The following is a 21,617-nucleotide window of genomic DNA, read 5'->3' on the forward strand; positions in this document are numbered from 1 at the left end:
GGACGTTGACAACCATCACTGTCTGGAGTGTGGTGGACCTATGCGACGACTTCTGACGCTGCTCATCGCGGCCCTCGTGACCACCGCCACGCTGACCGGCTCCGCGGGCGCCACGGGTGGCGGCCAGACCTGGATCGCCACCTGGGGCACGGCCGTGCACGGCGCGGCGGCACCGCCGCAACCCGCGACGACGTTCGACAACCAGACCCTGCGGCAGGTCGTCCACGTGAGCACCGGCGGCGCCGCGCTGCGGGTGCGGCTGTCCAACGAGTACGGCGCGGGCCGGCTGTCCATCGGCGCGGCAAGAGTGGCCAGGAGCGCGGGCGGCTCCGCGATCGTCCCCGGCACCGACCGCCCGCTGACCTTCGGCGGCCGCACCGCCTTCGAGATCCCGCGCGGGGCGCCCGCCCTGAGCGACCCGGTGCGCCTCGGCGTGCCGGCCCGGTCAGACCTGGTGATCAGCATCTTCCTGCCCCGGGAGACCCCGGCGGCCACCCAGCACAGCGCGGCGTTCCAGCGCACCTTCGTCGCGGCCGGCGACGCGACCCGGGCCGCGAACCTGCCCGGCGCCCAGGAGAGCACCTCCTGGTACTTCCTGTCCGGGGTCAGCGTCACCGGCAACGCGCGGGCCGGCGCCGTGGTCACGTTCGGTGACTCGATCACCGACGGCGCCGTCACCACCGTCGACGCCAACCACCGCTGGCCCGACTTCCTGGCCCGCCGGCTCCAGGCCGACCGCGGCCTGCGCGACGTCGGGGTGGTCAACAAGGGCATCGGCGGCAATCGCCTGCTCTACGACGGCAACACCCTCCCGGGTACGGGCTTCGACGGCCTCGGCCCGATCTTCGGCGACAGCGCCCTGTCCCGCTTCGACCGCGACGTCGCCGCGCAGGCCGGCGCCCGGCACGTGATCGTGCTGCTCGGCATCAACGACATCGGCCAGCCGACCTCGTTCTCCCCACCGTCGGAGGCGGTCAGCGTCGACGACCTGAGCTACGGCTATCGCGAACTGATCGCCCGGGCACACGAGCGGGGCCTGAAGATCTACGGCGCGACCATGACGCCGTTCCAGGACACCACGATCGCCGGTTACTACACCCCGGCCAACGAGGCCAAGCGGCAGGCGGCCAACGCGTGGATCCGCACGAGTGGCGAGTACGACGCGGTGATCGACTTTGACCGGGCCGTGCGCGATCCGGCCCAGCCCGGCCGGATGCTCCCCGCCTACGACAGCGGCGACCACCTGCACCCCAACGACGCCGGCATGGCCGCGATGGCCGACGCCATCCCGCTTCGCCTCTTCCGGTGACTACTGGGCGGCGACCCAGTTCAGCCAGGTGTCCAGGCCCTCGCCGGTGGTCGCGGAGAGGGTCAGCAAGGTCAGGTCGGGGTTGACCGACCGGGCGTGCTTGACGCACAACTCCAGGTCGAAGTCGACGTAGGGGAGCAGGTCGAGCTTGTTGACCACGACCAGGTCGGCGGCCGCGAACATGTAGGGATACTTCAACGGCTTGTCGGTGCCCTCGGTCACCGAGATCACCACCACCTTGCGCTGCTCGCCGAGGTCGAACATGGCCGGGCAGACCAGGTTGCCGACGTTCTCGATGAAGACCACCGAGCCGGTCTTCGGGTCGAGCCCCGACAGCGCCGAGCGCACCAGGGCCGCGTCGAGGTGACAGCCGGCCCCGGTGTTGACCTGCACCACCGGGGCGCCGGTGCGGCGCAACCGCTCGGCGTCGAGCGACGTGGCCTGGTCGCCCTCGATGACCGCGGCCGGGCGGGTCCGGGCCAGCGCGTTGAGCGTGCGCTCCAGCAGCGTGGTCTTGCCCGACCCGGGCGAGCTCATCAGGTTGAGCGCCACGGCGTCGCGCTTGCGCAGCCAGGCCCGGTTGTCGCGGGCGATGGCGTCGTTCTTGGCCAGCACGTTCTGTTCGAGCGTCACGTGCTCGTGCTGATGTTCCGCCGCTGAGTCAGAAGCGCAACCGCAGGTTCCGCACACCGGTCAACCCACCTCCATCGAGACGATCTTCAACTCGCGGCCGGCGAGCACCGAGACGTCGGCGCTCCCGCACGCGCACAGCAGCACGGGGTCGGGCAGGTCGAACGACGCGCCGCAGGAACGACACGCCGCCCGGCCGGGTGTCACGTCGATGTCGAGGCTGGCGCCCTCGAGGACGGTTCCCGCGGTGACCAGGTCGAAGCAGAAGAGCATCGACGACGGTACGACCGCCGTCAGCGCGCCCACCTCGAGCCGGACGCGGTGCACCCGCCGTTCCCCGGCGCGGGTCCGGACCTCGTCCACCACGCTCTGGGTGATCGACAGTTCGTGCACGCGGCTCCGTCCATTCGAGATTTGTCAGCGTTGCGCCCTCTTGTGGCCTAGGTCCGATATTACGCTGAGCACCGAGCTAAGTACGTTCAGCGACGCCGGACGCGCTCGGGAAGGCGGACACCATGCCGACAGAGGAAGCGATCAAGGCTGAGGACACCCTCATCCACGTTCTGTGGATCAACGCCGGCCTGAGCTGCGACGGCGACTCGGTCTCGCTGACCGCCGCGAGCCAGCCGAGCATCGAGGAGATCGCGCTCGGGGCGCTACCGGGCCTGCCCAAGGTGGCCGTCCACTGGCCACTGATCGACTTCGAGTGCGGGCCCAACGGCGGCGCCGACGACTTCCTCGAGTGGTTCTTCAAGGCCGACCGCGGCGAACTCGACCCGTTCGTGCTCGTCGTCGAGGGCTCGATCGCGAACGAGGAGCTCAAGAGCGAGGGCTACTGGACCGGCTTCGGCAACAACCCGGCCACCGACCAGCCGATCACGATGAGCAGCTGGCTCGACCGGCTCGCGCCCAAGGCGACCGCGATCGTGGCGACCGGCACCTGTGCGACCTACGGCGGCATCCACGCGATGGCCGGCAACCCCACGGGCGCCATGGGCGTGGCCGACTATCTCGGCTGGGACTGGAAGTCGAAGGCCGGCATCCCGATCGTCAACGTGCCCGGCTGCCCGATCCAGCCCGACAACATGTCGGAGACGCTGGTCTACCTGCTCTACATGGCCACCGGCCAGGCCCCGATGATCCCGCTCGACGACGCGCTGCGGCCGACCTGGCTGTTCGGTCAGACCGTGCACGAGGGCTGCGACCGCGCCGGCTACTACGAGCAGGCCGATTTCGCGACCGAGTACGGCTCGCCGAAGTGCATCGTCAAGCTCGGCTGCTGGGGCCCGGCGGTCAGGTGCAACGTGCCCAAGCGCGGCTGGATGAACGGCCTCGGCGGCTGCCCCAACGTCGGCGGCATCTGCATCGGCTGCACGATGCCCGGCTTCCCCGACAAGTTCATGCCGTTCATGGACGAGCCGCCCGGCGGCAAGCTGTCCTCGACCACGGTGGCGGCCTACGGCAACACGATGCGCCGCCTCCGCAGCATCACGACACACACGCTCGACCGCGAGCCCAAGTGGCGCAAACGCGGCCGTGAACTGACCACCGGCGCGCAGCGCACCTGGTGACCCGACGAGAGAGGCCGAACCCATGACGGTGACGCAACCGCAGCGCGCTGCGGGCCAGGGCACCGAATCCCTGGTGGACATGGCGTGGGACCCGATCACCCGCATCGTCGGGAGCCTGGGTATCTACACCAAGATCGACTTCAGCCAGCGCGTGGTCGCCGAGTGCCACAGCACCAGTTCGATCTTCCGCGGTTACTCGATCTTCATGAAAGGCAAGGACCCCCGCGACGCGCACTTCATCACCAGTCGCATCTGCGGGATCTGCGGCGACAACCACGCCACCTGTTCGTGCTACACGCAGAACATGGCCTACGGCGTCAAGCCGCCGGCCATCGCCGAGTGGATCGTCAACCTCGGCGAGGCGGCCGAATACATGTTCGACCACAACATCTTCCAGGAGAACCTGGTCGGGGTCGACTACTGCGAGAAGATGGTCGCCGAGACCAACCCCGGCGTGTTGGAGATGGCCAACCGCACCGACGCGCCCAACGCCGGCGCGCACGGCTACCGCACCATCGGCGACATCATGCGCGCGCTCAACCCGTTCACGGGTGACCACTACCGCGAGGCGCTGCAGGTCAGCCGGCTGACCCGGGAGATGTTCTGCCTGATGGAGGGGCGCCACGTGCACCCCTCGACGCTCTACCCGGGCGGCGTCGGCACGGTCGCGACGATCCAGCTGATGACCGACTACCTGAGCCGGCTGATGCGCTACGTCGAGTTCATGAAGAAGGTCGTGCCGATGCACGACGACCTCTTCGACTTCTTCTACGAGGCTCTCCCCGGCTACGAGATGGTCGGCAACCGGCGGATCCTGCTCGGCTGCTGGGGCTCGTTCCAGGACCCGGAGCACTGCAACTTCGAATACAAGGACATGACGGACTGGGGTCGCAAGATGTACGTGACCCCCGGCATCATCGTCGACGGCAAGCTGGTCACCACCGACCTCGTCCGGATCAACCTGGGCATCCGCATCCTGCTCGGCTCGTCCTACTACCAGGACTGGGAAGGCCAGGAGATGTTCGTGACCGAGGACCCGCTGGGCAACCCGGTCGACCGGCGACACCCGTGGAACCAGCACACCAACCCGCGGCCGCAGAAGCGCGACCTGGACAGCAACTACAGCTGGGTGATGTCGCCGCGCTGGTTCGACGGCAAGGACTATCTCGCGCTGGACACCGGCGGTGGCCCGCTGGCCCGGCTCTGGTCGACCGCGCTGGCCGGCCTGGTCGACATCGGCTACGTGCAGGCGACCGGGCGCAGCGTGAAGATCAACCTCCCGAAGACCGCGCTGAAGGGCCCGGTCGACCTGGAGTGGCGCATTCCCCAGTGGAGCAACACGCTGGAACGCAACCGGGCCAGGACCTACTTCCAGGCGTACGCGGCCGCCTGCGCGCTGCACTTCGCCGAGCAGGCGCTGGTCGAGATCCGCGCCGGCCGCACCAAGACCTGGGAGAAGTTCGACGTGCCCAAGGACGGTGTCGGCGCCGGGTTCACCGAGGCCGTGCGCGGCGTGCTCTCGCACCACATGGTGATCCGGGACGGGAAGATCGCCAACTACCACCCCTACCCGCCGACGCCGTGGAACGCCAGCCCGCGGGACAGCCTCGGCACCCCCGGCCCCTACGAGGACGCGGTGCAGGGTCAGCCGATCTTCGAGGAGAACGACCGGGAACACTTCAAGGGCATCGACATCATGCGCACGGTGCGCAGCTTCGACCCGTGCCTGCCCTGCGGCGTACACATGTATCTCGGTGATGGCAAGAAGCTCGAGCTGTTGCACTCGCCGACGCAGACAGCCGGCGCCGAGTGACCACAGTGGAATCCGAGGCGCCAGCCGCCGCCCGGTTCGACTGGACGGCGGCCGGCGACCGCATCGAGGCGCTGGTCACGGCGAGCGCGGCCGGCGGCGCGGTGGCCCGGGAACGGGCCGAGGAACTGGTCCGGCTCGTCGTCGACCTCTACGGCGCCGGCCTGGAACGGCTGCTCGAACTGTTGCACGAGCGCGGTGCACTCGGTGACGACGTGCTCGACGCGCTGGCCGCCGACGGACTCGTCGCCAGCCTGCTGCTGGTGCACGGCCTGCACCCGGAGAGCGCGTCGACCCGGGTGGCCCGGGCCCTCGCGGCGGTCGCACCCGGCGGGGAGGCCTCGCTGGTCGACATCACACCCGACGGAGTCGCCCGGGTACGGCTGACCGCCAGCGGCTGCTCTTCGGGCGCACTCAAGGCCTCGGTCGAGTCGGCGATCGCCGACGCCGCACCGGAAGTGGTGACCGTCGAGGTGATCGAGCCGGACCGGTCGGTCGGCGCGGTCATCCCGGTCGACTCGCTGTTCAGCCGGGTCGGGCCGGCGGCGTCGTGACCCCGCCGCTCGGCGCGCTGCGCCGGATCAGCCGCGACCGGCCGCAGCCGCGGGTCGCGGGGGAGCGCTGCGACCTGTGCGCCCAGCCGGTGACCGAGTCGCACCCGCACGTCGTGCACCTCGAAGGCCGGGCACTGATGTGCGCCTGCCGCCCGTGCTACCTGCTGTTCGCCGGCGACGCCGACCAGCGCTACCGCGCCGTCCCGGACCGCTACCTGCGCTTTCCCGACGTCGCCGTCGACGGTCCGGCGTTCGACGCGCTCGACATCCCGGTCGGGCTGGCGTTCCTGTTCCGCAACTCGGTGCAGGAGCGCCTCGTCGCGTTCTACCCGGGCCCGGCCGGCGCCACCGAGTCGGAACTGCCGATGGGTGCCTGGGACGGGGTGCTCGCCGCCCACCCGGCGCTGGCCACGCTGCGTCCCGACGTCGAGGCGCTGCTGGTCCGCCGCCCGACACCGGGCGCCGCGCACTCCGGTTCGTGCCATCTGGTGCCGATCGACGTCTGCTACGAACTGGTCGGCACGCTGCGCCAGGGCTGGCGCGGTTTCGACGGCGGAAGCGAGGCCCGGGCCGCGCTGGCCGCGTTCTTCGCCATGGTCGACGAGCGGAGCGTCGACGGATGAGCCTGCAGTTCACCGTCCGGGACATCGTCGCCGAACCGCACGCCGTGACACCGCAACTGACCGCGAAACTGCGGATCGACGACGACGCCGGCCGGCGGGTGCACGCGATGGTGCTGCGCTGCCAGGTGCGGGTCGAGCCGCAGCGCCGCGGCTACGACGAGGCCGAGGGCGAGGCGCTGCGCGGGCTGTTCGGCGGCCGGGAGCGCTGGACCGACACGGTGCGACCGTTCCCCTGGTTGCGCTGCGACACCACCGTGCCCGGCTTCGCCGGCTCGACCGAGGTCGACCTCGGCCTGCCCTGCACCTACGACCTCGACGTGGTCGGCTCGGCCTACCTGCACGCGCTGCACGCCGGCCCGGTGCCGCTGTCGCTGCTGTTCTCCGGCACGGTCTTCGTGCCGGGCGCGACCGGCTTCTCGGTCGAGCCGGTGCCGTGGGACCAGACGGCCAGCTACGACCTGCCGGTGCGGGTCTGGCGACAGATGATCGAGCAGTATTTCCCCGGCACCGGGTGGATCCGGCTGGACCGCGAGGTGCTCGACGCGCTCGCCGCCGTTCGGGCCCGGCACGGGCACGTGAGCTGGGACGAGACACTGCGTTCACTGATCGGGGTGCCGGCATGAGCCTGGACGCCGTCCGCGCTGTCGCCGACGCGGTGCTCTACGAGGGTTACCTGCTCTACCCCTACCGGGCCAGCGCCGCCAAGAACCGGTCGCGCTGGCAGTTCGGGGTGCTCGGGCCGCCCGGCGCCGCCGAGCGCGGGCTGGGCGAGGAGTCGAGCATGGCGACCCAGTGCCTGCTCGGCCCGGGTGCGTCCACCGTGGACGTGCATCTGCGCTTCCTGCAGCTGCAGACGCGTCAGGCACAACGGCTCGGCGCCGACGGCCGGTATGCCGACGTCGAGGCGCTCAGCGTCGCCGGGCGGACGGTGCTCAGCTGGGACGAGGCGGTGGAGCGGGAGGCGGTGTTCGCCGCGCAGCCGGTCGGGCCCGACGGCGAACTCCGGGTGGAGATCTCCGGTGGGTCCGACATCGAGGACCTGCACGACGAGGCCGGGACCGTGGTGGGCCGCGTCGTCCGCCGGCGGTGGCCGGTGTGTGCGCACGTCCGGCTGGGCGCCGTGACCGACGGCGGCTACACCCGGCTCACCGTGGCCGTCGAGAACGCCTACGACGGCCCGGTGTCCACGAAGGACGACGCCGTGCGCGGCTCGCTGCTCGGCGCCCACCTGGTGCTCCGCGCGGAAGGCGCCGGGTTCGTCTCTGTCATCGACCCGCCCGACGACGCGGTCGCGGCCGCGGCCGGCTGCGTGCAGCACCGCTGCTGGCCCGTGCTGGCCGGCCCGCCGGGCACGACCGACCTGGTGCTCGGCTCGCCCATCATCCTGTACGACCACCCCGAGGTGGCCGAGGAGAGCCCGGGCGCGCTGTTCGACTCGACCGAGATCGACGAGATCCTGGTCCTGCGGATCATGACGATGACCGAGGCGGAGAAGGCCGAGGCGCGGGCCACCGACCCGCAGGTGGCGGCCATCATCGACCGCTGCGACGGCCTGACGCCGGAGGATCTGCAGCGGTTGCACGGCGTCTTCCGGCCGCCGGCTGACGGGTCCGCCGACGTACGCGACCTGGAGCCGCCGTCGTTCGACACCGGCGGGGCGCCGTGGTGGGACCCGGCGGCCGACGCCGCCGTCTCGCCGGAGACCGACTCGGTCATGGTCGACGGTGTCCGGGTGGCCAAGGGCAGCCTGGTGCGCGTCCGCCCGCGCCGGCGCGCCGACGCGCAGGACATCTTCTTCGCCGACCAGGTGGCCCGGGTGACGGCGGTGCTGTCCGACGTCGAGGGCGGCGTACACGTGGCGCTCGTGCTCGTCGACGACCCGGCCGCGGACCTGCACGACTGGTACGGCCGGTACTTCTACTTCGCGCCGGACGAGATCGAACCGTTGTCCGGTGGCGCGGAACCGATCCAGAGAGAGGAGAGCCGGTCATGAGAAGACTCGGCATGGTGACGGCAGGTCTGGGCGCGGCGCTCGCTGTGGTGGCCCTCGTGGTCACCGTGCAGTCGATTCCCGACATCCGCCGTTACCTGAAGATCCGTTCGATGTGAACCCGGTCGACGGCCGGGTGCTCGTCGCCGGCATCGGCAACGTGTTCCTCGGCGACGACGGGTTCGGGCCGGCCGTCGCCCGCGCACTGCTCGAGCGGGGTTTCCTGCCCGACGAGGTGCGCGTGGTCGACTACGGCGTCCGCGGCCTGCACCTAGCCTACGACCTGCTGGACGGCGTCGCGGCCCTGATCCTGGTCGACGCACTGCCCGGCGAGGCCGCGCCGGGCACCATCAGCGTGCTCGAGGTCGGCACCGGCGACCTGCTCGCGGGTGCCGGCTTCGACGCGCACGCGATGGACCCGGCGACCGTGCTGGCCACCCTGCGCCGGCTCGGCGGCACCCTGCCACCGACCTATGTGGTCGGGTGCCGGCCGGCCGACCTCGACGAGCGTCTCGGCCTCAGCCCCGCCGTCACCGCCGCCGTGCCCCTGGCGCTGGCGGCCGTCGACGCGCTCTTCGACAAGCTCTGCCCGCCCATCACCGAAGGGACCTGACATGTGCCTGGGCATCCCGGGACAGGTCGTCGAACTCGTGCCCGGGTACGAGGGGCAGGTCGCCCTCGTCGACGTCGAAGGCGCCGCTCGCCGGGTGAACGTCGGCATGCTCGACACGCCGCCGGAGCCGGGTGCCTGGGTGCTCATCCACATGGGCTTCGCGGTCGAGGTGATCGACCGCGACCGGGCCCGCACCGCCCGTGACGGCCTGGAGCTGATCGGCCGGGGCCGCGACGCCGCGCAACGCGCGCGCCGCCGCTACGAGGTGACCGGGGTCGTGCAGGGCGTCGGCTTCCGCCCGTTCGTCTACGCCACCGCGACCGCGCTCGCCCTCAGCGGCCGGGTGTCGAACACCGCCGCGGGCGTGACCGTCGAGGTCGAGGGCGGGCCGGACGCGCTCGACACGTTCGGCCGGCGGCTGCGGACCGACGCACCACCGCTGGCGGTCGTGGAGAACGTGGTCGAGTCCACCATGGACGTGGTCGGGGGCACGGGATTCACCATCGAGGCGTCCGGTCCCGCCGGCCGGTCCCGCACGCTGGCCTCACCCGACGTGGCCACCTGCGCCGACTGCCGCGCCGAGTTGCGCGACCCGGCCGACCGCCGCTACCGGCACCCGTTCATCACCTGCACCAACTGCGGTCCGCGGTTCACCATCATCACCGCCCTGCCCTACGACCGGTCGTCCACGACGATGGCCGGCTTCCCGATGTGCCCGGCCTGCCGCGCCGAGTACGAGGACCCGGCCAACCGTCGCTTCCACGCCCAGCCGATCGCGTGCCACGACTGCGGTCCGCGCCTCGAACTGGTCACCGGCGACGCGGGCCGGCACGCCTGGCCCCCGGTGCACGGCGAGGCGGCGCTGAGCACCGCCCGCGACCTGCTGGCACAGGGCCGGATCCTGGCGGTCAAGGGGCTCGGCGGCTACCACCTCGCCTGCGACGCCCGCGACGAGAGCGCGGTCGCCACCCTGCGGCTGCGCAAGCGCCGCGGGGACAAGCCGTTCGCGGTGATGGTCCCCGACCTGGCCACCGCCGGTCGGATCGCGGCCCTCGGACCGGAGGCGGAAGCGCTGCTCGCCGGCGCGCAGCGGCCGATCGTGCTGGCACCCAAGCGCGAACCGCTCGCCGAGGGCGTGGCGCCGGGCAACCCGGACGTCGGCGTCATGCTGCCCTACACGCCGCTGCACGAGTTGCTCTTCGGCCTCGACGACGACCCGCCGATCACCGACGTGCTGGTGCTGACGTCCGGCAACCTGTCCGGCGAACCGATCGTCACCGACGACGCCGACGCGCTGCGTCGCCTCGCCGGCCTCGCCGACGCCTGGCTGCGCCACGACCGGCCCATCCACGTGCCCTGCGACGACTCGGTCAGCCGGCCGGTCGGCGGGTCGCCCGTCGCGGTGCGGCGGGCCCGCGGCTACGCGCCGCTGCCGATCGCTTTGCCGGTCGAGGTACCCCCGACGCTGGCCACGGGCGCCGACCTGAAGAACGCGATCGCCCTGGCCGAGGGTCGCTACGCCTGGCTCAGCCCGCACATCGGAGACATGGACGACCTCCGCACCGTCGAGGCGTTGACCGCGGTGGAGCGCCACCTCGAAGACCTCACCGGCGTGCGCCCGGAGCGCTTCGTCGCCGACGCGCACCCGAGCTACCGCAGCACCGGATGGGCCCGCGACCACGCCGGCGGGCGGCCGGTGCTGCTCGCCCAGCACCACCACGCGCACGTCGCCGCCGTGATGGGCGAGCACGGGCTGGGGATGGGCGAGCACGTGATCGGGGTGGCGTTCGACGGGACCGGCTACGGCACGGACGGCGCCGTCTGGGGTGGCGAGGTGTTGGTCTGCGACTACAAGTCGGCGGACCGGTTCGCGCACCTCGGCTACGTGCCGCTGGCCGGCGGCGACGCGAGCGTGCGCCGGCCCTACCGGATGGCGCTCGCACACCTGCGGCACGCGGGCATCGAGTGGGCCGACGACATCCCGGCCGTGGCGGCCTGCCCGCAGGCCGAGCGCGACGTGCTCGCGCACCAACTGGACACCGCGTTCGGCAGCGTGCCGACCTCCAGCATGGGCCGGCTGTTCGACGCGGTGGCCTCGCTGGTCGGCGTGCGGCATACGGCCGAGTACGAGGCCGAGGCCGCCATCGTGCTCGAAGGCCTGGCCCGTTCCTGTGGTCGGGTGCCCCGCCGGGCGTACCCGATGGACGTCGACGGTTCGGTCGTCTCTCCGGTCGAACTGATCCGGGCCGTGGTCTCCGACGTGCGCGCGGGCGTGCCGGCGGCGGAGGTCGCGGCGGTCTTCCACCAGACGATCGCCGGCCTCATCGCGGATCTGGCCGACCTGGCCCGCGACCGCACCGGCCTGGCCACCGTTGCGCTGGGTGGCGGGGTATTCCAGAACGCCGTCCTGCTCGACGCGGCCGAACGGCTGCTCGCCGACCGGGGCTTCACCGTCTTGCGCCCGCGCCTGCTGCCGCCCAACGACGGCGGCATCGCGCTGGGGCAGTTGTTGATCTCCGCAGCATCGTAGGAGGGAACCACCACCGTGTGTCTGGCAGTACCCGGGCAGGTCATGAGCATCAGTGAGCGGGACGGCACCTTGATGGCCGACGTCGACTTCGGCGGGGTGCGCAAGGACGTGTGCCTGCAGTACGTCCCCGACGCGGCCGTCGGCGAGTACGTCGTGGTGCACGTCGGGTTCGCGATCCAGCGGCTCGACGAGGACTCGGCCAAGCAGACCCTGGCCAACTTCGAACAGTTGGGCATTCTCGAAGAGGAGTTCGGGGCGAAATGAAGTATCTCGACGAGTTCAGCGACCCGGTGTTGGCGCGCCGGCTGCTCGACCAGATCCACGCGGTCGCCACCCGCCCGTGGGCGTTGATGGAGGTCTGCGGCGGTCAGACGCACTCCATCATCCGGCACGGCATCGACCAGTTGCTGCCGCCGGGCATCGAGATGATCCACGGGCCGGGCTGCCCGGTCTGCGTCACTCCGCTGGAGATGATCGACCGGGCCCTCGCCATCGCCGCGTCGCCGGGGGTGATCTTCTGCTCGTTCGGCGACATGCTGCGGGTGCCGGGCAGCGGTCGCGACCTGTTCACCGTCAAGAGCGCCGGCGCCGACGTGCGGGTGGTCTACTCGCCGCTGGACGCGCTCGCCATCGCCCGGGACAACCCCGACCGCGAGGTGGTCTTCTTCGGGATCGGCTTCGAGACGACGGCACCGGCCAACGCGATGACCGTCTACCAGGCGCGCCGGCTCGGCGTCCGCAACTTCTCGCTGCTGGTCTCGCACGTGCTGGTGCCGCCGGCCATCGCGGCCATCATGGAAGCGCCGAACTGCCGCGTGCAGGCCTTCCTGGCCGCCGGCCACGTGTGCAGCGTGATGGGCACGTCGCTGTACCCGGAGCTGGCCGCGCGCTACCGGGTGCCGATCGTGGTGACCGGGTTCGAGCCGCTGGACATCCTGGAGGGGATCCGCCAGACGGTCGTGCAACTGGAGTCGGGCTCGTTCGCGGTGACCAACGCCTACCCGCGGGTGGTGCCGCCGGAGGGCAACCTGGCCGCGCGCCGGATGCTCGACGACGTCTTCGAGGTGACCGACCGCACCTGGCGCGGGATCGGCATGATCCCGGCCAGCGGGTGGCGGCTGTCGTCGCGGTATCGCGAGTTCGACGCGGAGTCGCGCTTCGCCGTCGGCGAGATCCGGACGGACGAGTCGCCGCTGTGCCGGGCCGGCGAGGTGCTACAGGGGCACATCAAGCCCCACGAGTGCGCGGCGTTCGGCAAGGAGTGCACCCCACGCAACCCGCTCGGGGCGACGATGGTCTCGTCGGAGGGCGCGTGCGCGGCCTACTACGCCTACCGCCGGCTCGACCTGGTGGAGGTCGGCGCATGACCACCGTGGACTTCTCGTCGTGGACCTGTCCCGTCCCGTTGCGGGACACGCCGAACGTGGTGATGGGGCACGGCGGCGGCGGTGCGATGTCGGCCGAGCTGGTCGAGCAGATCTTCCTGCCCGCGTTCGGCGGTTCGGCCGCCGATCTCGCCGACTCCGCCGTGGTGCCCGCGGGCGGGGCGCGGCTGGCGTTCTCGACCGATTCCTATGTGGTCAGACCCATGTTCTTCCCCGGCGGGTCGATCGGGGATCTGGCCGTCAACGGGACGGTCAACGACCTGGCGATGTCGGGGGCGACGCCGCTCTACCTGTCGGCGGCGTTCATCCTGCAGGAGGGCACCGAGCTGTCCGTCGTCGGCCGGATCGCCCAGGCGATGGGGCTGGCGGCCGCCGCGGCCTCAGTTCGGCTGGTCACCGGAGACACCAAGGTGGTCGACAGCGCCAGTGGCGACGGCGTCTTCGTGACCACGGCCGGCATCGGGCTGGTGCCGCCCGGGGTGCAGATCGCGCCGCGCCGGGCCCGGCCCGGCGACGTCGTGCTGGTCAGCGGCGACATCGGGGTGCACGGGATCGCGGTGATGAGCTGCCGCGAGGGGCTGTCGTTCGGCACGTCGGTGCACAGCGACACCGCGCCGCTGGCCGGGCTGGTCGCCGCGATGCTGGCGGCCGGCGGCGAAGCGGTGCACGCGTTGCGCGACCCGACCCGGGGCGGCGTGGCCGCGTCGCTGAACGAGATCGCCCGCGCCGCCGGGGTCGGTGTGTCGCTGGTCGAGCGGGACCTGCCGGTGCCGGCCGCGGTGCGCGACGCGTGCAGCCTGCTGGGTCTCGACCCGCTGCAGGTGGCCAACGAGGGCAAGCTGATCGCCATCGTGGCGCCGTCGGCCGCGCCCGCGGTCCTCGAAGCGATGCGGGCCCACCCGTTGGGCGCCGGCGCGCAGGCCATCGGCACGTGCGTGGCGGAACATGCCGGGATGGTCGTCGCGCAGACGGCGCTGGGCGGCAACCGCGTGATCAGCCTGCCGATCGGCGAGCAACTGCCGCGGATCTGCTGAGGTGACGGCCGAGGGCGCGCTGATGTTCGCGCGGTACGCGTACCCGCCGAACGCCCTGGGCTATTGCGGTCCGGCCGGCGCCGAGGCGATGCTGCGCGGCGACGCGACCGCGGACATCGCCCGGCGGGCCCGCCGCTTCGAGGGCGCCTGGTCCTATCTGGAGTTCCTGGCGTCCTCGGCCGGCATCGCGGATCCGCTCGACGAGCGGGTGGTGGAGGCCTACTGGGTGGGCGGCGACCTGCTGGCCGGGGTGTCCTCGGCCGACCTGGTCGCGTTCCTGTCGGATCGCTTCGCCGGCCAGTCGGGCGGCAGTTGGCGCACGGCGGCCGACCGCGCGCTGCCGCACCACACGTTCCAGGTGTTCGAGGTCTACCCGTGGGCCGGGCTGCTCGCGTCGACCGGCCACTCCCAGGCATTGTCGGTGCTCGACCAGTGCCGCATCCGGACCGGCGTGGTGACGGCGGTCTCCGGCGAGACGGCGACGGTCGAGTCGCGGCCGCTGGTCTCCTTGCCCGGTGGCGGCCTGGTGCCCGGGCCGCCGCGGCGGGAGACGGTGCGGTGGTCGGTGGAGGGCTGGTCGCTGCTCCGCGGCCTTGGTGCGGGCGACCGGGTGGCCCTGCACTGGAACTGGGTCTGCGACACGCTCACCGGCGACCAGGCCGACCGCATCGAGGCCATGGAGAGCCGCTATCACGCCGTGGCCAGTTCCCAGTAGCGGCGGCGTCGGCGCGGTCGATCAGATCCTTCAGCCGGTAGGTGGTGCCGCCGCCTCGCGGCCCGCGTCGTAGGCCGCGTGGAACGCCGGGCCGAGCGCGGCGCGGGCCGCCGTCTCGATGCGGTGCAGGTCGGCACGTTCGGCCGGTCCCGGCGGCAGGCCGGTCGGCTCGCGGGTCGCGGCCGCCTGGCCCAGCAGGTGGGCGGCCTCGCCGTAGCGGCCGGCGGCGGCGGCCGCGGCGGCCAAACCGCCCAGGGCGAGCGCCACGTCGCGGGTGGCGCCCAGGGCACGGGCCGTCACGAGCGCGGCGCGGTGGTGGCGGGCCGCCGCGGCCAGGTCGCCGCGTTCGGCGGCGACGAACCCGAGTTCGACGAGGACACTCGGCAGGTAGAGCGGCTGGCCGGTCGCCGCGTCGCTGCGGGCGGCGGTGTCGAGCAGCCAGCCGAGATGGGTCGCGGCGGCGTCGAGGTCGCCGGCGCGACGGGCGGCGAACGCCAGGCCCATCGTGGCGAACACGGCGAGCAGCGGGGCACCCTGCTCCTCGGCCAGGGCCAGGGCTTCGGTGCACCGCTCGCGGGCCGTCGCGTGGTCGCCATGCTCCATCGCGATCCAGCCCAGCCAGCCGAGCCGGCCGGCGACGTCGGCCCACAGGCCCAGCTCGCGGGCGACCTCGAGGCCCTCGGTGTGCAGGCTGACCGCGGCGGCGTGGTCGCCGGTCAGCGCGGCGTGGGCACCGAGCCATTCGGTCGCCTGGAGCAGGCCCCAACGGTCGCCGAGGTCGCGGAACATCGCCGCGCTGCGCTCGCCGTCGCGGCGCAGGGTGGCGGCGTCGCCGCGGATGTGGGCGAGCTTGGCGGAGAGGGTGAGTGTGGCCGCCACCCCCCAGCGGTCGGCCGCTCTGGTGAACGCCCCCAGGATCGCGTCGACGAGCTTCTCGGTGGCGGCGACGTCGCCGAGGTCGACCTCGGCGTAGGCCAGGAACCACTGCGCGCGGCTGGGCTCGTCGAGGGTGCCGAACGCGGCCGCGTGCCGGGCCGGCCAGTCGGCGGCGTCACCGAGCAGGAACGCGAAGCCGGTCAGCCAGGCGGTCGCGCGGGGGCTGGCCCGCACGGCGAGCGCGGCCCGCAGCGACCGGCGGGCCTCGCCGAGGCGGCCGCGCAGGAACCAGTACCAGGCCAGGGCCTCGACCAGCCGGATGGCCAGCGCGGGGTCGTGTGCGGGGTCGAGCGCGGCGCGCAGGTTCGCCGACTCGGCGTCGAGGACGCCGAGCCAGTGCGCCTGGTCCGGGCCGCGCAGCCGGGTCTCGGCGCGCTCGGCCAGCGCGGTGTAGTAGGCGCGGTGCCGCTGCCGGGTGGCCGCCAGGTCTCCGGCGTCGCGTGACCGGTCGAGGCAGAAGGCCGACACCGACTCCAGCAGGCGGTAGCGCGGGTGGCCGTCGCCGCGTTCGGAACGGACCACCAGCGACCGGTCGACCAGCCTGCCCAGCAGTTCGGGGACGTCGGCCCGGACGACATCGCCCGCCGCGCAGACCGCCTCGGCCGCCTCCAGGGTGCAGCCGTCGGCGTGCACGGCGAGCCGGCGCAGCGCGATCCGCTCCGGCGCGGTCAGCAGCCGCCAACTCCAGTCGATGGTGGCCAGCAGCGTCTGCTGCCGGGCCGGTGCGCCGCGCTGCCCGGCGGCGAGGAGCCGGAACCGGTCGTCGAGGCCGGCGACGAGACGGTCGAGGCCGAGCCCGCGTACCCGGGTGGCGGCCAGCTCCAGCGCCAGCGGGATGCCGTCGAGCCGGCGGCAGAGCAGGGCCACCTGATCCGCGTCGCCCTCGAAGCCCTTCGCCGCCGCCGCGGCGCGGTCCACGAAGAGCCGCACGGCGTCGGCCAGCGACAGCGGCGGCACCGGCCAGACGTTCTCGCCGGCCAGCCCGAGCGGCTCCCGGCTGGTGGCCAGCACCCGCAGCTCCGGCGCCGCACGCAGCAGCCGGGCGGTGAGCTCGGCGACCGCCTCGACCAGGTGTTCGCAGTTGTCCAGGACGAGCAACATCCGCCGGGTACGCAGGGCGGCGGTCAGCGGGTCGGCCCCGGCGGAGTCGCGCAGGCCGAGCGTGCCCATGACGGTGTCGGCGACCGCGTCGGCGCCCCCCTCGACGCCGGCCAGCTCGACCAGCCAGGCGCCGTCGGGGAACGACCCGCGGGCGGCACCGGCCACCGCGACCGCGAGCCGGGTCTTGCCGACGCCGCCGGTGCCGGTCAGCGACAGCAACCGGTGCTTGCCGAGCAGCGCGGTCACCTCGGCCACCGCCTCGTCGCGGCCGACCAGCTCGCCGAGCGCCGCGGGCAGGTTGCTGGTCGGCGGCCGGCTGTCGGGGCGGGCCGCGGCGGGCGGGTCGAGGCCCGGGTCCTGGGCCAGGATCGCCTGGTGCAGCGCGGCCAGCTCGGGCGACGGGTCGAGGCCGAGCTGCTCGGCGAGCTGGTGCCGCAGGTCGGCGTAGCTGTCCAGCGCCTCGGCCTGCCGCCCCGACCGGTAGAGGGCAACCATCCGCAACGCGCGGGTGCGCTCGCGCAGCGGGTGCCGGGCGACGAGGTCGGCCAGCTCGCCGGCCACCGCGGTGTGCCGGCCGAGCGCAAGGTGGGCCTCGGCCCGGTCGTCGAGAGCGGTCAGCCGGCGCTCGTCGAGGCGCACCACGTCGGCCCGGGCGAACTCCGCGTCGCGGTAGCCCGCGAAGGCGTCGCCGCGCCAGAGCGCGAGCGCGTCGTCGAGCAGCGCCGCTCGGCGCGCCGGCAGGCCCTCCTCGGCCGCCCGGGCGAGCAGGTCGTCGAACTCGACGGCGTCGACGGCCCGGCTGCGCAGCAGGTAGCCGGCCGGCCCCGACTCGACCAGCGCCCGGGACCCCGGCTCGGCGTCGTCGAGGGCCTTGCGGAGCTGGGAGACCTTGACCGCCAGCGCGGCGGCCGGGTTGCCGGGCGGGTCGGCACCCCAGATGTCGTCGACCAGCCGGTCGGCGCTGGCCGGCCGGCCAGCGCCGGCGAGGAGGGTGGCCAGCAGCGCGCGCACCTTCGCGCCGGGGACGGGCACCGTGGAGCCGTCCGCGGTCCACACCGCGAGCGGCCCGAGCACCCCGAAACGCATGCCCGCCACCCTAGAGCCTGCCCCGCGCCCCGGCCGTAAGGATTCGGTAATCGGCGTCCGCAGGATGGTGTGCGTCGGGCGGAGGACGCCGCCCGATCACGAGGGGAGAGGGTGCGATGAGCGACATCGAGCGCCAGGTGGCCGACGTCGTCGAGCGGCTTGTCGAAGACGGTGCCGAGCGGGGCGTGCAGGTCGCCGTGTATCGCCACGGTGAGCAGGTTGTCGACGTGGTCGCCGGTGAGGCGGACGCCGGGCGGGCGGTCACGCCGGACACGCTGTTCCACGTCACGTCGACCGGCAAGGGCGCCACCTCGACGGTGGTGCACGCGCTCGTCGAGGACGGCGTACTCCACTATGACCTGCCGATCGTCGAGGTGTGGCCGGAGTTCGGCGTCAACGGCAAGGACCGGGCGACATTGCGGGACGCCCTCACGCACTCGGCCGGTGTGCCGGCGGTGCCGGTGGACACGACGGCGGCGGATCTGTGCGACTGGGACCGGATGTGTTCGTTGATCGCCGGTGCCACGCCGTGGTGGGAGCCCGGGACCCGGACCGGCTATCACCCGCAGACCTACGGGTTCCTGGTCGGTGAGATCGTGCGGCGGGCGACCGGGAAGACGATCTCGACGGTGCTGCGGGAGCGGGTGGCTTCGCCGCTGGGGGTGGGTCGGGAGCTGTTCTTCGGCGTACCCGATGATGATCTTGGCCGGGTCGCCCGGCACGAGGATGCCGCCGACCTGGCGATCACGCCGGAGATGGCCGCGTCGATGGCCGAGACCGTGCCGTTCTTCCGGGTGCTCGACGGCTGGACCGCGGCGCCGCTCGGCGCACTGCCGGACGCCGCCTTCTGCAACCGCCGCGACGTGCTCACGGCCGACATCCCGGCCGGTGGAGTCATGACGGCGCGGGCGATCGCCCGGATGTACGCGGCGTTGCTCGGCCCGGTCGACGGCGTCCGGTTGCTGTCGCCCTCGCGGTTGCGCGAGGTGACCACCGTCGCCGCCAGTGGCACCGATGCGGTGATCGGGTTTCCGGCCCGGCGCGGACTCGGGTTCGACATCGGGTTCCAAGGTGCGCTGGACAGCCCGACGCTGTTCGGCATGGCCGGCAGCAGTGGCACCGCGGCCTATGCCGACCCGGCGACCGGCGTGGTCGTCGCGGTCGCGAAGAACCGGGTCACGGCCGGCGACTACGCGACGTTCGGTGCGGTCAGCGGCGTCGTCGCCGCGAACCTCTGAGGAGAGATCATGAAGGACATCGACGAGTACGTCGCGACCTACCTCACCGAACCGCAGGCCTCGATCGTCGGTGCGGTGCGGGCGCTGATGGCCCGGCACGCGCCCGGGACCCACGAGGTGATCAGCCGTGGCTCCCCAGCGTGGCAGGGCAGGAAGATGGTCGCCATCATCAGCCGCAGCCGGACACACATCACGCTCGCGTTCGCGCGGGGTGCCGAATTCGACGACCCGCACGGGCTGCTCGCCGGGGAGGGCAAGACGACCCGGCACGTGAAGCTCAAGAAGCCGTCTGATGTGGACGATGCGCGGCTGGCCGACTACGTGCGACAGGCGGCCGCGCTGGACGAGCGGTAGGATGATCGGGATGGACGCAGAGGCCTTTACCCGCGAGCTGGCCAACCAGGCGATCGCGGAAGGTGACGCGACCGCCTGGTTCGAGCGGCTCTACTCCGCGGCCGCCAACGGCGAGGCCATCGTGCCGTGGGACCGCGAGGCGCCGCACGCCCTGCTCGCGGAGTGGGCGGCGCGGTCCGGGGTCACCGGCGCGGGCCGGCGGGCCCTGGTCGTCGGCGCCGGCCTGGGTCGCGACGCGGAGTTCGTTGCGGGGCTCGGCTTCGAGGTGGTCGCGTTCGACATCTCCTCGACGGCGATCGACTCGGCCCGCCGGCGGCATCCCGACTCACCGGTGCGCTACGTGGCCGCCGACCTGTTCGACCCGCCGGGGGAGTGGTTCGGCGCGTTCGACCTGGTGGTCGAGAGCATGACGGTCCAGGCGTTGCCGGACCCACCCCGGGCCGGGGCGATAGCCCAGATCGGGCGGTTCGTCGCGCCGGGCGGGATGCTGCTGGTCATCGCCGCGGGTCGCGATCCATCGACGGTCTTCGAGGGCCCGCCATGGCCGTTGACCCTGCGGGAGGTCGAGGCATTCGCGGCCGGCGATCTGGCGGCGGAAACGCTCGAGGAGATACGCGAGGGCGACGACCCGATCTTCCGCTGGCGCGCGCAATTCCTGCGCCTTCATCCTAGGACGCCTTAGGGGTCGTGCCGCCGGACATTGGCGAGGAATGTCGCCGGGGCCGCCGCCCGGTCTGGAACGATTGGCCGTATGGGGTTCCTGGAACGCGCGCCGGCGCAGCCCGCGCCCGGGTCCACGGTGGACAGCTGGCGTCGGTGGTATCACCGGCACAGCACCCGCTTCTACGGCCCCAACCGGCGCAACTCCTGGCTCAGCTGGATCGGCGAGGAGCGCCTCGCCGTCGGCAGCCTGCCCACGGGGGTCACCCTGCCGCTGCTGCGCGACGAGGGGATCACCGACGTGGTCAACTGCCGCTCGACGGTGCAGACGTGGTTGTCGCAGGACCTGGCGGCCGAGCGCGCGATCTTCGGCCCGGGCCACGTGGTGCACGCCCCCATGTGGGATTTCGGCCAGCCGCAGCATCCGCGGCTCTGGTCGGCGGCGGCGCGCTACGTCGCCGACCTGCTGACCGACGAGCCCACCGCGGGCGTCCTGATCCACTGCCACCAGGGCCGGCGGCGGTCGATCCTGCTGACCTACGCGGTGCTGCGCCTGCGCGGTCACGACCCCGACGAGGCCGCGGCGCTGATCGCCGACCACCGCGCGGAGGCGCAACTGGTCCGCGCGTACGCGCGCAGCGTCGAACGCTGGCTCGACGAGGGCGCAGCCCCGGTCGGCCGCCTCCGCTGAGGCGCCTCCCGACGAGGGCAGACGGAAGGGGCCGGCGTCGGCCGGCCCCTGTCCGCGGTGAGTTGATCAGCGCGTCGCGAGGCGGCCTCCGCCGCGGTTCATCATGCGCGTTCGGGAGCCGATTCTGGCCGGCCGGCGAATGAGGTTGCCGGCCGCGCCGAGCAGGCCGAAGAAGATGATGAAGCCGCCGACGATGATGTCGCTCCAGCCGGGGCGTCCGCCGCTGCCGAAGTGCGGGTAGCTGAACACCCATGGCGACGCCATCATCCAGGCGCCGGCCACCACCGTGACCAGGTTGATCATCGGGTTCGAGCGGTACGCGGACATCCGCACCAGCGCCATGACCGCCACCGCGATGCCGATCACGACACCGTTGAGGACTCCGCCTGCCGTGGCGCCGGCGAGCGGGAAGTCGAACACGAATCGCGAAATGATCAGCCAGACGCCGGCGATCAGCAGGAGCGCGTTCGGCGCGGAGATGGTGCTCTGCTGGACGCGGTCGGAGATCCCCGCCGCAGCGGCCGCTTGTGCGTAGCCGCCGTCGTCGTATCCGCCGTCGGGCATGCGCGAGGCCGAACCTTCGGTGTAGGACCCTGCCTGGCCGCCCTGCGTCGCTGTCGGATCCGCGGCGTGCCGGGCGGTCATGCCGTTCCTGCCGGCCATCCCGTTCCCGCCCATGCCGTTCGCGGAGGTGCCGTTCGGCGCCCGGTCCGTGACCCCGTCACGGACCGGGTCGTCCGGCCGTGGTCTGCGTGGGCTTGCCATTGTTCCCTCCAGGTGCGTGTAG

General features: G+C 72.7%; 21 protein-coding genes. 17 read left to right on the forward strand and 4 right to left on the reverse strand.

The genetic code is table 11. The features are described from left to right. Positions 1-40: 40 nt before the first annotated feature. A complete protein-coding gene (locus tag AB0J74_RS03225; RefSeq protein WP_363443759.1) occupies positions 41-1,309 on the forward strand; it encodes an SGNH/GDSL hydrolase family protein in 1,269 nt (422 codons plus the stop codon). Here AB0J74_RS03225 and hypB read toward each other — a convergent pair whose 3' ends face one another. Together hypB and AB0J74_RS03235 are read right to left on the reverse strand one after the other, a co-directional pair. Continuing rightward, positions 1,310-1,942 (reverse strand): hydrogenase nickel incorporation protein HypB, encoded by a 633-nt coding sequence (gene hypB, locus AB0J74_RS03230; protein ID WP_363443762.1) that lies wholly within the window; start codon positions 1,940-1,942, stop codon positions 1,310-1,312. Between the two features lie 60 nt (positions 1,943-2,002). Continuing rightward, on the reverse strand, positions 2,003-2,332 hold the full coding sequence (locus tag AB0J74_RS03235) for a hydrogenase maturation nickel metallochaperone HypA (RefSeq protein ID WP_363443765.1): 330 nt from the start codon (positions 2,330-2,332) through the stop codon (positions 2,003-2,005). A gap of 122 nt (positions 2,333-2,454) precedes the next feature. On the opposite strand from AB0J74_RS03235, the gene AB0J74_RS03240 reads away from it, so the two are divergent. The 12 genes from AB0J74_RS03240 (at position 2,455) to AB0J74_RS03295 (ending at position 14,764) form a co-directional block, all read left to right on the forward strand. After that, positions 2,455-3,510, forward strand: coding sequence for a hydrogenase expression protein HypE (locus AB0J74_RS03240; protein ID WP_363443768.1), 1,056 nt, complete (start codon positions 2,455-2,457; stop codon positions 3,508-3,510). A gap of 22 nt (positions 3,511-3,532) precedes the next feature. Next, positions 3,533-5,323 carry a nickel-dependent hydrogenase large subunit gene (locus tag AB0J74_RS03245; RefSeq protein ID WP_363443771.1) on the forward strand — a complete coding sequence of 597 codons (1,791 nt, stop codon included), beginning with the start codon at positions 3,533-3,535 and terminating at the stop codon, positions 5,321-5,323. Beyond that, the gene (locus AB0J74_RS03250; protein ID WP_363443774.1) at positions 5,320-5,874 is read left to right on the forward strand and encodes a hypothetical protein; all 555 of its coding nucleotides are present in this window, start codon (positions 5,320-5,322) and stop codon (positions 5,872-5,874) included. The genes AB0J74_RS03245 and AB0J74_RS03250 overlap by 4 nt, the downstream gene beginning before the upstream one ends. Next, positions 5,871-6,497 (forward strand): DUF5947 family protein, encoded by a 627-nt coding sequence (locus AB0J74_RS03255; protein WP_363443777.1) that lies wholly within the window; start codon positions 5,871-5,873, stop codon positions 6,495-6,497. Before AB0J74_RS03250 ends, AB0J74_RS03255 begins: the two co-directional genes overlap by 4 nt. Then, positions 6,494-7,120 (forward strand): DUF6084 family protein, encoded by a 627-nt coding sequence (locus AB0J74_RS03260; RefSeq protein ID WP_363443780.1) that lies wholly within the window; start codon positions 6,494-6,496, stop codon positions 7,118-7,120. Before AB0J74_RS03255 ends, AB0J74_RS03260 begins: the two co-directional genes overlap by 4 nt. Further along, the gene (locus AB0J74_RS03265; protein WP_363443783.1) at positions 7,117-8,490 is read left to right on the forward strand and encodes a hypothetical protein; all 1,374 of its coding nucleotides are present in this window, start codon (positions 7,117-7,119) and stop codon (positions 8,488-8,490) included. Before AB0J74_RS03260 ends, AB0J74_RS03265 begins: the two co-directional genes overlap by 4 nt. A 112-nt stretch (positions 8,491-8,602) precedes the next feature. Next, on the forward strand, positions 8,603-9,100 hold the full coding sequence (locus tag AB0J74_RS03270; RefSeq protein WP_363443786.1) for a hydrogenase maturation protease: 498 nt from the start codon (positions 8,603-8,605) through the stop codon (positions 9,098-9,100). Between the two features lies 1 nt (position 9,101). After that, entirely contained in the window at positions 9,102-11,630 is a 2,529-nt protein-coding gene (gene hypF, locus AB0J74_RS03275; RefSeq protein WP_363443789.1) for a carbamoyltransferase HypF, read from the forward strand. 15 nt (positions 11,631-11,645) lie between these two features. Next, complete coding sequence (locus tag AB0J74_RS03280) at positions 11,646-11,894, forward strand: HypC/HybG/HupF family hydrogenase formation chaperone (protein ID WP_363443792.1); 249 nt, start codon at positions 11,646-11,648, stop codon at positions 11,892-11,894. After that, a complete protein-coding gene (gene hypD / locus AB0J74_RS03285) occupies positions 11,891-12,997 on the forward strand; it encodes a hydrogenase formation protein HypD (RefSeq protein ID WP_363443795.1) in 1,107 nt (368 codons plus the stop codon). Before AB0J74_RS03280 ends, hypD begins: the two co-directional genes overlap by 4 nt. Beyond that, positions 12,994-14,049 (forward strand): hydrogenase expression/formation protein HypE, encoded by a 1,056-nt coding sequence (hypE, locus tag AB0J74_RS03290; protein WP_363443797.1) that lies wholly within the window; start codon positions 12,994-12,996, stop codon positions 14,047-14,049. The genes hypD and hypE overlap by 4 nt, the downstream gene beginning before the upstream one ends. Position 14,050: 1 nt before the next feature. Then, on the forward strand, positions 14,051-14,764 hold the full coding sequence (locus AB0J74_RS03295; RefSeq protein ID WP_363443800.1) for a DUF6390 family protein: 714 nt from the start codon (positions 14,051-14,053) through the stop codon (positions 14,762-14,764). Positions 14,765-14,794: 30 nt separating this feature from the next. Here AB0J74_RS03295 and AB0J74_RS03300 read toward each other — a convergent pair whose 3' ends face one another. Next, a complete protein-coding gene (locus AB0J74_RS03300) occupies positions 14,795-17,887 on the reverse strand; it encodes a BTAD domain-containing putative transcriptional regulator (RefSeq protein ID WP_363443802.1) in 3,093 nt (1,030 codons plus the stop codon). A gap of 116 nt (positions 17,888-18,003) precedes the next feature. On the opposite strand from AB0J74_RS03300, the gene AB0J74_RS03305 reads away from it, so the two are divergent. The 4 genes from AB0J74_RS03305 (at position 18,004) to AB0J74_RS03320 (ending at position 20,830) form a co-directional block, all read left to right on the forward strand. Beyond that, entirely contained in the window at positions 18,004-19,125 is a 1,122-nt protein-coding gene (locus tag AB0J74_RS03305) for a serine hydrolase domain-containing protein (RefSeq protein WP_363443805.1), read from the forward strand. 9 nt (positions 19,126-19,134) lie between these two features. Beyond that, positions 19,135-19,479 carry a DUF1801 domain-containing protein gene (locus tag AB0J74_RS03310; protein WP_363443808.1) on the forward strand — a complete coding sequence of 115 codons (345 nt, stop codon included), beginning with the start codon at positions 19,135-19,137 and terminating at the stop codon, positions 19,477-19,479. 10 nt (positions 19,480-19,489) lie between these two features. Then, complete coding sequence (locus AB0J74_RS03315) at positions 19,490-20,161, forward strand: class I SAM-dependent methyltransferase (RefSeq protein ID WP_363443811.1); 672 nt, start codon at positions 19,490-19,492, stop codon at positions 20,159-20,161. Between the two features lie 69 nt (positions 20,162-20,230). Further along, on the forward strand, positions 20,231-20,830 hold the full coding sequence (locus tag AB0J74_RS03320) for a hypothetical protein (RefSeq protein ID WP_363443814.1): 600 nt from the start codon (positions 20,231-20,233) through the stop codon (positions 20,828-20,830). A 66-nt stretch (positions 20,831-20,896) separates the two neighbouring features. Here AB0J74_RS03320 and AB0J74_RS03325 read toward each other — a convergent pair whose 3' ends face one another. Continuing rightward, positions 20,897-21,475 carry an SPW repeat protein gene (locus AB0J74_RS03325; protein ID WP_363443817.1) on the reverse strand — a complete coding sequence of 193 codons (579 nt, stop codon included), beginning with the start codon at positions 21,473-21,475 and terminating at the stop codon, positions 20,897-20,899. Positions 21,476-21,617 lie beyond the last annotated feature (142 nt).

Origin of the sequence: Asanoa sp. NPDC049573 (assembly GCF_040676615.1) — a bacterium.
In the GTDB taxonomy this organism is placed as follows: domain Bacteria; phylum Actinomycetota; class Actinomycetes; order Mycobacteriales; family Micromonosporaceae; genus Asanoa.